Below are 12,392 nucleotides of genomic sequence, written 5' to 3'. Positions count from 1 at the left end.
AAAAGTTGTATAAATTGTTTATGTTTTTAGTTTACCACAGGTTTGATGTATGCAAAACTTCCAATTCTGCAAAAACAGGACCAAATATGCAACCAGGAGATAATGCCATGCTGAAAATTGCCATATGTGACGATACAAGAGAAGAGCGGGAGCTGGTGGAGCAATACGCAAAGCGCTATTTTGACGCCCGGAAACAGCCGGCCGAATTTGAGATTTTTCATTCCATGCAGGATGTCCTGGACACCGGCAGAGCCTGCGATCTATACCTTCTCGATGTCCTGATGCCCGGAAAAAGCGGCATTCAGGGAGCAGCCGATCTTCTGAAATTATATGCGGATCCGGTCATCATCTTTATCACCTCCTCCCTGGAATCCGCGGTAGACAGCTACCGTGTCTGCGCCTCCGGCTTTCTGTTAAAGCCCGTGGGCTGGGAGGACTTTGAAGAAACCATGGACCGTGTTTACAGGCAGCGTCTTTCCCTGCCCCAGGCCAGTCTCTCTGTCATAGTAAACCGGGTTCCGGTAGAGCTTTCGCTGGAGCGCATCTCCCATTTCGAGAACCGGCTTCACAAGGTATATGCGACCCTGACCGACGGCAGTGTTGTTCCTTTAAGCCAGAAGCTTTCCTCGATCCTGGAATCTGTAGCGGAACAGGAAATTTTTCTGCGCTGCCACCAGAGCTACATTGTCAATCTGGTACATGTCCGCACACTGGAGGATACCTTCTTCCGGATGGAAGACGGCACCTCCGTTCCCATTTCCCGCGCCTTCTATAAGGAAGCCAAAAATGCCTACTATCATTACCGCCTGCGTTAAAGGAGAATCTTACTTATGAACGATGCTGCCTGCAGTGTTTTCCAGGATCTGATCAATCTGTCCGTGCGCATGATGCCCATCTTTCTCTGCCTGGAGCCAAAACAGAAAAACAGGGAAACCATCGCGGCCTGCTCCGTTTATCTGTGGGTCATCATGATCTTTACCCAGTCCCTGTTCCACATCCCGGACCGCACCTTCTGGATCTTCCAGGGCATTTTTTCGTGCCTGTTTTTTCTGCTGCTCCTGATCTTTTTTAGGGGCTCTGCGGTGGAAAAGCTGTTTTTCTACCTGTCAGCCTGGATGCTTTCCAATCTTTCTTCGTTCCTGAACCGCTTTACAGCCTGGTGCTTCCACACATTGCTTCCATTGTCCGAAGAACAGCTCTGCACGCTCGTCTCTCTGCTCAATGCCTCGCTCTGCTGCCTGTTCGTGCATTTCTGGATGAAAAAGCGGGCAAGGGAAATCTTCGGGAGTCTCTCAGCCCGCTTTTCCCTGCTGTTAGCTGCCTATCCGGCGCTGTTTCTCTTCATCCAGCTGACCGGCGAGCGCGCCCTGTTTCCTTACGGCATTCCATCCGGTCAGAGCCGGAGTCTCCTTCTTTTCTTTCTCATTCTCTGTGTCAGCCTGCTGCTGCTCTATATGCTGACCTTAAACAGCACCGCACAGATCGTGAAACGCAAACAGACTGAGGAAGAGCTGACCTTTGCCCGCCAGATGATCAGCAAACAGCGGGAGCACTACAACCAGACTCTGGACTACATGGAACAGGTCCGTATCATCCGGCATGATTTCCGGCATCACATCCATGCACTGCTCTATATGGACAGAGAGCAGCAGATAAAATATTTAAAGAATCTTCAGAAAGAGCTTGAGACCTCTGAACAGAAGATTTTCTGCGAAAATCAGGCGGTAAACGGCCTGATCCGGGAATATGCGGCACGGGCCGAAAAAGCCGGAATTGCCTTCGCTGCCCGCCTGGATTTATCCGCCCACATCCCCATTGATGACCTGACCTTATGCATCGTCATCGGAAACCTGCTTGAAAATGCCATCGAAGCTTCGAAAAAGGTGACTCAGGGTCCGTTCATCCGCATTCAGGCTCGCATGGACGGCGAGCACCTGCTCATGCTGGTGGAAAATGCCTATCATGGCACCATTCATGAGAAAAACGGAAAGATTCTTTCCAGCAAAAAAGACGGGGGGCTCGGGATGCTGAGTATCCAGCGCATCCTGAACCGCCCCGAAGACGAATTTGATGTTTACTTTAATGATGATACTTTCACGGCCATGGTCCGGATCGGCATAGACCCTTCGGTTCACCGATAGAACGCTCCCTCATGGAAACTTTCTATACGGAAGCTATACAGAAGCAGCGGCCTGTCTGTCTTTCCGGATCATGATCTTCATCGCCTCAATCCCTACCTCAATGGCGCGCTCTTCCCAGCCGCTTGGATAATCATCGGCGTCATTGGAGTACTCTCCAAAATTGGTAGCGCTGATCATGACGCTGGAAGTACGGATGCCTAAGGATGCCCCGATCAGAAACAGAACAGAGCATTCCATGCTGGTGTTCGTTGCGCCGCCCTTTAAATAGGAATCCCACTTTTCCTTTAATTCATAATAAACCGGCTTTGTTTCCGGCTCTGCTTCCGTATAATAGGAATCCTTCGTGATGGTCACACCGATGTTATACGGATAGCCAAGCTTCTCTGCTGCCTCTTCCAGCGCCCTTAACATCTCAAAATCCGGCACTGCAGGAAATTCAAAGGGCAGGTAATGATTTCCTGTGCCCTCCATCCTCACTGCTCCGTTTGGGATCACCACATCACCGAGCTTTACCTTCGGTGATGTAGATGCCGCGGAACCGATCCGCATCATGGTATGGGCTCCGCAGGAATACAATTCCTCAATGGCAATTCCGGCAGATGGGCCGCCGATACCGGTACTGGTCACTGTGACCGGAACGCCCTCCAGGGTACCGGTGTAAGTCAAATATTCCCGGTTATGGGCGATCTTCACCGAATTGTCAAAATGCTTCGCGATCAGGCTCGCGCGCTCTACGCTGCCCGGCAGAAATACATACTTTCCCACCTGGTCAGAAGTTACCCCCAAATGCATGGTTTTTTCTTCGCTCATGGCCTTCTCCTTTACTGATGCGTTTTTTATTCTGCAGCGTGTTCCCTGTCGAAACGGTAAATGGCTTCCAGAACCACACGGATCTCTTCATCCCAGCCGGTAGCCAGACCTTCGTTTGCGGTCTCGTAAATAACCTCTCCGGTGATCAGGTTTCCGGAAACTGCACTGATCATTGCTGCGCGTTTTTTTCTTCTGGTACATACGGTATACAGCGCAGAGCTTTCCATCTCTACGTTCAGGCAGCCATAGGAGGACAGCTTTTCGATCCACTCCTGAGTTTCTCCGTAGAATGCGTCATCCGATGCATTGATCCCGTAGAAAACCTTTCCCTTTAACTCCGGCTGCATCTCTCTTGCCGTATCGATGATGGTACGGGTCAGATCGAAATCCGGTACAGACGGGAAGCAATCCGGCACATAAAAGCGGCTGGTTCCCTCATTTTTCATGGAGCCGGTGGAAATCATCAGATCTCCGATGCTGATTCCATCCTGCAGTGCTGCACTGCTTCCGATTCGGATCAGGCACTCTGCACCAATGTTCATCAGCTCCTCTGCTGCGATCGCTGCAGACGGACATCCCATTCCGGTAGAGGTTACAGAAACCCTGACTCCCTTATAATAACCGGTAAAGGTTCTGTGCTCGCGGTTATTTGCAACGAGCTCTGCATTGTCCAGATATTTTGCCACGCGGTCAGAGCGTGCCGGATCTCCCGGAAGAAGAACATATTTTCCGATATCACCCGGTTTTAAGTGAATATGATACTGTTTTTTACCCAAAGTCTTACTTTCTTTATCAAGAGCCATTTAGTTTGCCTCCTTTAAATTTTTCATTTTTTTCTCAGCCGCTGCAGCCTTCTGAATGGAATAAACAGTCAGACCTGCAATGGTTGCCAGATACGGAAGCATCTGAATAAACTCAGACGGGATTTTCAGTACCTGCAGGATATTGGACAGTCCGTCGAAGAACGCGAAGATCATGGAAGATAACAGTGCGCCCACCGGGGTTGCCTGTCCCATGGAGCATGCCGCCAGGGCGATAAAGCCGCGGCCTGCCGTCATATCACGTACAAACATGGTCAAATAGCCCATGGAAAGATACATACCGCCAAGACCGGTCAGGACACCACAGAGCAGGATCGCCAGGAAACGGATCCCCGTTACATTCTGTCCTACACTGGAAGCCGCATCCGGATTCTCACCTACCGCACGCATGCGAAGTCCCATTGGGGTCTTATACAGGAAAAACCAGATCACAAACACCATAAGCAGGGCGAAGTAGGTCAGCGCGTTGTGTCCGGAAATGATGCTGCCCAGCACCGGGATATCTTTGATCACCGGAATGTTTACCTGCGGAAAAGCAAAGCTCTTCAGGGAAGAGGAATTGCCCTTCTCACCGGTTGCCAGCTGGAGCACAAATACAGTCAGACCGGAAGCCATGGTGTTGACTGCCGTACCGCAAAGCACGTTGTTAGCCTTTAATACCAGATGGAAATACGCAAACAGCGCACTGACTGCCAGGGCTGCCGCCAGACCAGCCACCATACCCCAGAGCAGGCTGCCTCCAAAGGCACTGCCAAGCACTCCGGCCAGGGCAGAAATCAGCATGATTCCTTCCAGACCTAAGTTTACAACTCCGGCGCGGGAACAGATCACGCCGCCCAGAGAAGAAAAGATGATCGGAGTTGCCACACGAATCCACATATACACAAATTCCGGGCTGATGATATAACTCAGTACTTTCATTTCTGCGCCGCCTCCATTTCCTCTGCTTTTGCTGCTTTTACGATCAGTCTCTGTCTCCAGCCCCTCAACAATGCGTCTGCTGCGATCAGGAACATCATCACACCCTGAATGATGTCCACAACCTCACGTCCCACATCGGAGCTGCGCGCCATAATATCCGCACCTACATTCAGATAGCCGATAAATGCTGCCGCAAGCGGAACCAGAAGCGGATTGCTTCTTGCAAGCAGCGCAACCACGATACCGGTCCAGCCATAGCCCGGGGATGTGGTCCATTTAAAACGGTTATACATGCCGAGGATCTCAGCGCCGCCTCCCATTCCTGCAATTGCGCCTGCGATGATCTGGGCAACAAGCATCAGGCTCGTTACCTTTAATCCGGAATACTTTGCAAACAGTGGGTTCTCACCGGTGATACGAAGCCTGGTACCAAAGGAAGTCCGGTACAGGAAAAACCACACCAGGATACATAACACAATACCCAATACAATTCCGGCATGGATCCTGGTTCCCGGGATTACCACCGGAAGGCCTGCCGTCTCTTCAAATTTCAGAGAAGCCAGACTGGAGCTGCTGACCTCACGGAAGTGATAGCTGACCAGATAAATCGCAAAAAACTGCACAACATAGTTAAACATGATAGAAGTAACCAGCTCACTGACATTCCATTTCATCTTCAGCACAGCCGGTACCAGGGATACCAGTGCACCGCAGAAGCCGGCAAATAAAATAGCCACAGCCGGATGAACGCCGCCCGGGAGCTTGCAGGCGATCGCAATGATCATGGCTCCGGAGGTTCCGATAAAGAAAGAACCCTCCGCGATCATGGAAAACTGTCCGGAACCGAAAATGATGATAACAGCCAGAGCTGTGAACATAAGCGGTGCTGCTGCCTCAATGATATTTCCGATTCTTCGCAGAGAGGTAAACGGTCCGATAAAGAAGCTGGTGATGGCTGTCATCGGATCATCGCTGACGAGCAGCACGATCAGAGAAACCAGCGCACAGGCAATGAAGATAATCAGTGCCAGTTTTACCGCATCTACCAGCAGATTGATTTTTTTATTACTGTTCATGGCGCGCCTCCCGAATTTCTTCTTCTGTCTGTTTCTGGATACCCAGCATATAGGTTCCAAGCTCTTCCTCCGTCATGCTGGTCGTATCCTTGATGTACGCCGCGATCCTGCCCTCATAAAATACCAGCAGACTGTCAGACAGTCCCAGTACCTCATTCAGATCTGAGGTTACCAGAATGACACCGTTTCCCGCATCACGGGCTTCTACCAGGCGCTTGCGGATAAATTCCGTTGCACCGACATCCACACCACGGGTCGGCTGATCGGCAATGATCACCTGCGGGTCACCCGACAGTTCTCTGGCCAGAACAACCTTCTGAATATTTCCGCCTGACAGGCTGTCAATAGAAACATCCTGGGATTTACAGAGCACCTGATACTGATCTACCATCTCATCGCCATAGGAACGGACAGCCTTGCGGTTGATGATACCGTTTTTGAAAAACTTTTTCCAGTTTAATTTGTCCGCGATCATATTTTCTGTCAGGGAAAGCTTCGGGGCAATTCCCATGGTCATACGATCTTCCGGAATGTGAGCCACCTTCAATGCGCGAATAGCTGCGACAGAGCTTCCCTGGATGTCTTTTCCGCCGATTTCAATGCTGCCGGATGTATAACCTCCCATTCCGGTCATGGCCTCTACCAGCTCTGTCTGACCATTTCCTTCTACACCGGCAATTCCAAGGATTTCCCCTTTTCTTAAGGTAAAGGAGATTCCGTCTACCGCACGCTTTCCGTTTTCATCCAGGATCACAAGATCCCTGATCTTTACAAGCGCCTCACCCGGCTTGCAGGGACTCTTCTCGGTGTTCAGGATAACATCACGTCCCACCATCAGGCGGGAAATATCCTGCTCGGTAACGGTGGCTACCTCATGAACGCCCATGGTCACACCGCGGCGGATGATGGTGATCCGGTCGCAGATCTGCTTGATCTCCTGCAGCTTGTGGGAAATAAAAATGATGGTATAGCCATTCTCTTTTAAATGAAGAAGCTCATCAAACAATTCCTGCGTCTCCTGGGGAGTCAGCACTGCTGTCGGCTCATCCAGGATCAGGATCTTCGCACCGCGAAACAGCGCTTTTAAGATCTCCACTCGCTGCTTCTGGCCTACCGTCAGATCCTCCACCCGCTTATCGGGATCCACATAGAGGTTAAATTTTTTACCCATCTCCTCTACCTGCTGTCTCGCATAAGCCAGATCCACACGAATACCCTTCACCGGTTCCATGCCCATAATGATATTTTCCGTTACTGTCAAAGACGGCACCAGCATGAAATGCTGATGCACCATGCCCACACCCAGCTTGATCGCCATCTGCGGGGAGGTCATATGTACCTGGTTTCCATTGATATAAATTTCTCCTGATGTAGGCTGTTCTTCCCCAAACAGGATTTTCATGAGTGTGGATTTGCCAGCTCCGTTCTCGCCGGAAAGAGCATGGATCTCACCACGGTTTACTGACAATGTCACATCTTTATTTGCCATTACTCCGTTGGAGTAGACCTTGACGATATGAGGCATTTTTAAAGCTTCTTCCGCCATCTTCAACACCTCATCTGTAAACAGTTTCCCTGATTTTCAGTTTATAAATTTGTTTTTAAGTAGCAAAAAACCGGAGGGGAGCCGGCCCCTCCGGCGGTAAATTTGATTGCCGTTATCTGTTATATCACGGTTTCATGCTGTCACGCAGTGCTGCTACCTCGTCTGTGCTCATATCAAATGCAGTACCTGCCGTGATCTCACCATCGATAACCTTCTGCTCGGTCTCATCGATGAATTTCTGGATATCCTCCGGAACGATCGCCTTATAGTTCTCGTTCTTTGCAAGACCAACTGCTCCGCTGTCAAGACCAAGAGTATAGTCCTGATCCAGGCTCATCTCGCCCTTCTGCCATCCTTCCACTGCGGTAAAGATAGACTCGCCGACATTCTTTAAGCTGGAAGAAAGGATGTTCGCAGCCAGGTCCTTATCAGACTCAGCTAACTCAGAGTACAGATCCTGGTCACATGCGATCAGGTACTTATCTGCATTCTGTGCTGCAGTTGCCGCACCAAGGATAGACTGGGAAGCCGGTGCATATACTACCTGTGCGCCCTGATTGTACAGCTAGGTGGTCATCTCCATACATTTGGAAACATCCTCAAAGGAGCCTACATAAGAGGTCATGACCTTGATCTCCGGATCTACATATTTGACACCTTCCAGATAGCCTACCAGGAAATCGTTGATGTTTGCGGTATCCATGGAACCGACAAAGCCAAGTACCTTCTTGGACGGATCGATCTTTGCATCGCCGGACTCCAGCATCTTTGCTCCCAGAACACCTGCAAGATAAGCTGCCTGATTGGAGTAGTAATTAACACCCATCATGTTGCCGTCAACAACTACATCACGATCTACATCAGAATCGAAAAGCAGATAATGCTTCTCCGGGAACTGGGAAGCAATGTCCTGAGCCAGCTCTTTTACAGACCAGGTACCGGATACAATCATATCCCAATCCTGCTCGGATACATCCAGATAGTTGCCCTCGTAGCTGGTCTCGTCACGTCCCATCTCTACAGTCTTAACCTCGGCACCCAGCTTGTCCTTTAACATCTGCATGCCACGCTCAGCAGAATCGTTAAAGCCCTTATCACCCAGGCTTCCGTTGCACAGGTATACAACCCTTAACGGTTTGTCGCTTCCCTCTGCTGCTGCCTCGGTGCTCTCCTCAGCCTCTGCTTTGGTTTCGGTCTTGTCTGCTTCCGGTGCTTTTGTGGTTTCTTTGGAAGAACCGCCGCCGCATCCTGCCAGGACGCCCGCTGTCATTGCTGCTGCCAGTGCTACGCTTACTACTTTCTTTTTCATGATACTCCTCCTTATTGGAAATAAAAGTTGTTTATGTACAAACTGCCCACCGGCAGCTGTATTCCTGCTTAACGACCGCGTTCCAGGGAAAAGCGGTACCAGTTGCTGTCCATCCAGTATTTATGATAGGAAATGGCCCGGTCTGTATCCGAAAGGACCTCATCCATGACGAGAAGAATAGGTGTTTTCGGCTTATCGTCCTCTTCCTCGCCCCATTCCATGGCACTCATGACAAGCTCCGAGCGCCTGGCCTTTTTGTAAAGCTCCTCCAGCACAAAATGTTCGATCGCGGACTGATCATCCACAGAGATCCCCATTTTTTCCACCTCAGTTACCGGAATTGCCGCAACAGAGGAGGCAACGTGCTCTTCACCGACATAATAGCTGGTATTAACTACCAGGGCAATAAAGGATTCCCGGTCAAGCCCGAGAAGATCGCTGACCAGCTTTCCTCCATTCTGGAAGGTAATCTTTGATGTTGTCCCGGTAACCGGCTGCAGGCATCCGGCCAGACAGGGATGTACGATCTGGGTGATCCCCCTGCGGCTACGCTCCATCTTTCCGGTCACGGTTGTTTTTTTGCCCTGCATTTTGTAGATCAGGCCATCCTCCTCAAGCTTTCGAACGGCCAGACGAATGGTACTGCGGCTCACATTCCAGTAGGCTGCCATTGCATTTTCCCCCGGAATGGTGTCGCCCTCTTTCAAAATCCCGTTGCTGATCATCTCATACACAATGTCATAGATCTGAATGTAACAGGGAATGTTTAGCTCCCTCAGCAAAGGCAGTGTTCTGCAATCATCCATAAATCAGGCATTCTCCTTATCCTTCGCGATCAACACTCTCATGGTCTCGATTGCGGTACGGATCGCTCTGTCTTCAATATCGATATCTGATTTTCTTCCATTTTCAGAATAATCTTTACAGTTGGTAGCACTGGCCATCACGCAGCCGGTTCGAATTCCCAGAGATGCTCCTACCGTGAAAAGAACGGAGCATTCCATGCTGGTAGATGTTGCGCCGCCTTTCTCATAAGCCTCCCACCGGTAGATCAGCTCTGGTCCAACCGGCTTGGTCTCCGGTGCAGTCTGGGTGTAAAACGATGCTTTGGTAATGGTAACTCCGATATTGTACGGAAGCCCCAGCTTCTGCGCTGCCTGCTGTGCCGCCTTGACTACCTGAAAATCCGGAACAGCCGGAAATTCGATCGGAAGATAGTGAGTGCTCACACCCTCCATTCTCACCGCGCCGTTTGGGATCACGACATCTCCCAGCGAAACCTTTCTCGATGTGGATGCGCAGGTTCCCACACGAAGCATGGTGTCTGCTCCGCACTGGTACAGCTCTTCGACCGCAATTGCTGCGGACGGACCGCCGATTCCGGTACTGGTCACAGCCACCTTTACACCATCCAGCTCACCCACAAAGGTACGGAATTCACGGTTATAAGCAATCTCCTTCGGATCATCAAAGTATGCCGCGATCTTCTCCGTGCGCTCCGGGCTTCCCGGAAGAAATACATAGCGGCCAACCGCGCCCGGTTCCAGTCCAATGTGCATCATTTTCTTTCCCATACGGATTCCTCCTTTTTTTGAAGCATCTGCATTCTGCAGCGCTGTCACTGCCATAACTCCATTACCAGTTGTATCTTCCCGGTGTCATGTCCTGATATACTGCAAACAGTCTTCTCACTGCAACCTCAGAGTTGACCGACACACACGCTGCGATCTCTTCCCGGTCCAGGTTCGGAACAAAGCCCATATCCTTCTTGATCATGCCTTTAAACGGCTCATGCTCATATTCCACACTGGCGCGGATCATCTTGTAGAGACCCAGGCTCGGATCCTCTGCGATCAGCATAGCCAGCGGATCGTGTACCACGCAGGCATTTGCCATGCCCATGGATACGCGGTGGAACTCAAAATAGAACTTCAGGACATCCCGGATGTACTCTGCGATCGGTCTGCACTCCTCAGACGCATATTCACAGAGATTTTTCACATCACGGTCGGTGATAAAGGTCTTCATGGTCACATCCAGACCAACCAGCGTCATGTGGAAGCCTGCTCCCATGACAATATCCGCTGCTTTGGCATCTCCGTGGATATTTGCCTCCGCGTAGTTGCTGATATTGCCCGGAACATCAATACAACCTCCCATGGACACAACCTTTTTCAGTTTTTTCGGCAGGGTCTTATCCTTCAGATAAGCTTTAGCCAGGTTGGTCATACGGCCGGTCGTGATCACAATGAGCTCTCCATCCAGTTCGTCAGCTTTCCGGATGATGAAATCTTCCGCAGACTCCGCGACCGGCTTCTGGCTGCTCTCCGGCAGGATCACATTGCCGATGCCGTTGTCACCGTGGATATAAGCCGGAGCAGATTCAAATACGCCCTCTAAGGATTCATTTGCGCCAACTGCTACCGGAACCTCATAGCCGCAGTTGGAAAGTTTGATCAGGCGGAGGCAATTGTCTGCTGACTGCTCCGCATTGTTGTTGCCAAAACAGGTGGTGATTCCCTCTACATGAAAGTTCGGGGAACGCAGTGCGTAAAGAATCGCCAGGGAGTCATCTACTCCGGTATCCGCATCAATGATAATGTTTTTCATTTATAAATCCGCTCCTTTTTATCTTGTATGCTTATAATAAAACATGGCTACCATGTTTGTCAACATGATAGCCACGAATTTTTGTGATTTTTGACGGATTTTCTGTTTTTTCCTCCGTTTTTTTCTTAAAATTGCCTAAAAAATTTTATGTCAGGCTTACAAAATTTCTTTTCTTGCCGGAAATGATGGCTGTGCACCCTCTCTGGTTACCGCGATCGCACTTGCCTTTGCCGCAAATCCGAGTGCTTTCTCCAGCGGATTTCCCTCTGCCAGACTGCATGCCATAGCTCCGGTAAAGCAGTCACCTGCCCCAGTGGTATCCACTGCTGATGCCTTCACCGCAGGCACATTCTCCAGCTTTCCCTCTGCATCCAGGGTACAGCAGCCCTTTGAGCCGAGGGTAATGATCGGATGTGCTACGCCCATTGCCTTTAAGGTATTCAGCTCCCGCTCCGGCTGACAGGTCTCATCTGCCCGTCCCAGCACCTTCATGATCTCGGTCTGGTTCGGCTTTACGATAGTGAGTCCGCGGATCAGCTCTTCCGGAAGCTCTCTCGCCGGTGCCGGATCCAGGATCACGCATTTTCCGGCCTCTTTTGCCTTTTCTGCCACATAGCATACCGTATCAAACGGAATCTCCAGCTGCAGGATCACGATATCGCTTGCCTGGATGACATCCATAACAGAATCCACATAGTCCCTGTCTACCCTGTCGTTGGCCCCCGGAATGACAATAATGCTGTTGTCTCCCTCTGCATTCACTGCGATCAGGGCCGTTCCGGTGCTGACACCCTCCACGGTTCTGATATATTCCGTGTGAACTCCCGCATGCTGTAAACTATCCAGGCTCATACGGCCTGCCGCGTCATTGCCGACTGCTCCAAGCATTGTGACATCTGCCCCCAGATATGCTGCCGCATAAGCCTGATTTGCCCCCTTTCCACCCGGTTTTAAATCCAGTCCCTGTCCGGAAACAGTCTCGCCGACCCCCGGCTGCTGCTGTACATGGGTCACATAATCCATGTTGATACTGCCTACCACCACAATTTTCTTCATGATGATTCTTCCTCCTCCTGTCAGATACTGCGTTCATCATAACACGGGTCTCTGTAAAGTTCAAACAGAAAAACTGCCAGGCCTTCACCTGACAGTTTCTCC

At 50.5% G+C, this 12,392-nt stretch carries 11 protein-coding genes and 1 pseudogene; 2 read left to right on the top strand and 10 right to left on the bottom strand.

From position 1 onward, the window contains the following. Positions 1 to 107 precede the first annotated feature (107 nt). Positions 108 to 815: a LytTR family DNA-binding domain-containing protein gene (locus DW819_RS02265; RefSeq protein WP_118731877.1), complete on the top strand. Its 708-nt coding sequence runs from the start codon at positions 108 to 110 to the stop codon at positions 813 to 815. Between the two features lie 15 nt (positions 816 to 830). Further along, positions 831 to 2,141: a GHKL domain-containing protein gene (locus DW819_RS02260; RefSeq protein WP_118731876.1), complete on the top strand. Its 1,311-nt coding sequence runs from the start codon at positions 831 to 833 to the stop codon at positions 2,139 to 2,141. 33 nt (positions 2,142 to 2,174) lie between these two features. On the opposite strand, the gene DW819_RS02255 is transcribed toward DW819_RS02260, so the two are convergent. The 10 genes and pseudogenes from DW819_RS02255 to rbsK form a co-directional block, all read right to left on the bottom strand. Then, a complete protein-coding gene (locus DW819_RS02255; RefSeq protein WP_118731875.1) occupies positions 2,175 to 2,951 on the bottom strand; it encodes a nucleoside phosphorylase in 777 nt (258 codons plus the stop codon). Between the two features lie 26 nt (positions 2,952 to 2,977). After that, positions 2,978 to 3,754: a nucleoside phosphorylase gene (locus tag DW819_RS02250; protein ID WP_118731874.1), complete on the bottom strand. Its 777-nt coding sequence runs from the start codon at positions 3,752 to 3,754 to the stop codon at positions 2,978 to 2,980. Continuing rightward, a complete protein-coding gene (locus DW819_RS02245; RefSeq protein ID WP_118731873.1) occupies positions 3,755 to 4,693 on the bottom strand; it encodes an ABC transporter permease in 939 nt (312 codons plus the stop codon). It lies immediately after the preceding gene. Next, positions 4,690 to 5,769, bottom strand: a complete 1,080-nt coding sequence (locus tag DW819_RS02240) for an ABC transporter permease (RefSeq protein WP_118731872.1) — start codon at positions 5,767 to 5,769, stop codon at positions 4,690 to 4,692. The genes DW819_RS02245 and DW819_RS02240 overlap by 4 nt, the downstream gene beginning before the upstream one ends. Then, a complete protein-coding gene (locus DW819_RS02235; RefSeq protein ID WP_118731871.1) occupies positions 5,759 to 7,315 on the bottom strand; it encodes an ABC transporter ATP-binding protein in 1,557 nt (518 codons plus the stop codon). Before DW819_RS02235 ends, DW819_RS02240 begins: the two co-directional genes overlap by 11 nt. A gap of 124 nt (positions 7,316 to 7,439) precedes the next feature. Next, positions 7,440 to 8,585 (bottom strand): annotated as a pseudogene (locus DW819_RS02230) (BMP family ABC transporter substrate-binding protein). 107 nt (positions 8,586 to 8,692) lie between these two features. Beyond that, a complete protein-coding gene (locus tag DW819_RS02225; RefSeq protein ID WP_118731870.1) occupies positions 8,693 to 9,430 on the bottom strand; it encodes a GntR family transcriptional regulator in 738 nt (245 codons plus the stop codon). Positions 9,431 to 9,433: 3 nt separating this feature from the next. Continuing rightward, positions 9,434 to 10,198 carry a nucleoside phosphorylase gene (locus tag DW819_RS02220; protein ID WP_118731913.1) on the bottom strand — a complete coding sequence of 255 codons (765 nt, stop codon included), beginning with the start codon at positions 10,196 to 10,198 and terminating at the stop codon, positions 9,434 to 9,436. A 61-nt stretch (positions 10,199 to 10,259) separates the two neighbouring features. Then, a complete protein-coding gene (locus DW819_RS02215) occupies positions 10,260 to 11,234 on the bottom strand; it encodes a nucleoside hydrolase (RefSeq protein WP_118731869.1) in 975 nt (324 codons plus the stop codon). A 156-nt stretch (positions 11,235 to 11,390) separates the two neighbouring features. Further along, complete coding sequence (gene rbsK, locus DW819_RS02210) at positions 11,391 to 12,290, bottom strand: ribokinase (RefSeq protein WP_118731868.1); 900 nt, start codon at positions 12,288 to 12,290, stop codon at positions 11,391 to 11,393. Positions 12,291 to 12,392 lie beyond the last annotated feature (102 nt).

Source organism: Clostridium sp. AM33-3 (assembly GCF_003480315.1).
In the GTDB taxonomy this organism is placed as follows: Bacteria; Bacillota; Clostridia; order Lachnospirales; family Lachnospiraceae; genus Brotaphodocola.
Note: the sequence above shows the minus strand (reverse complement) of the source record. Positions and strands in the feature narration are given on the sequence as shown.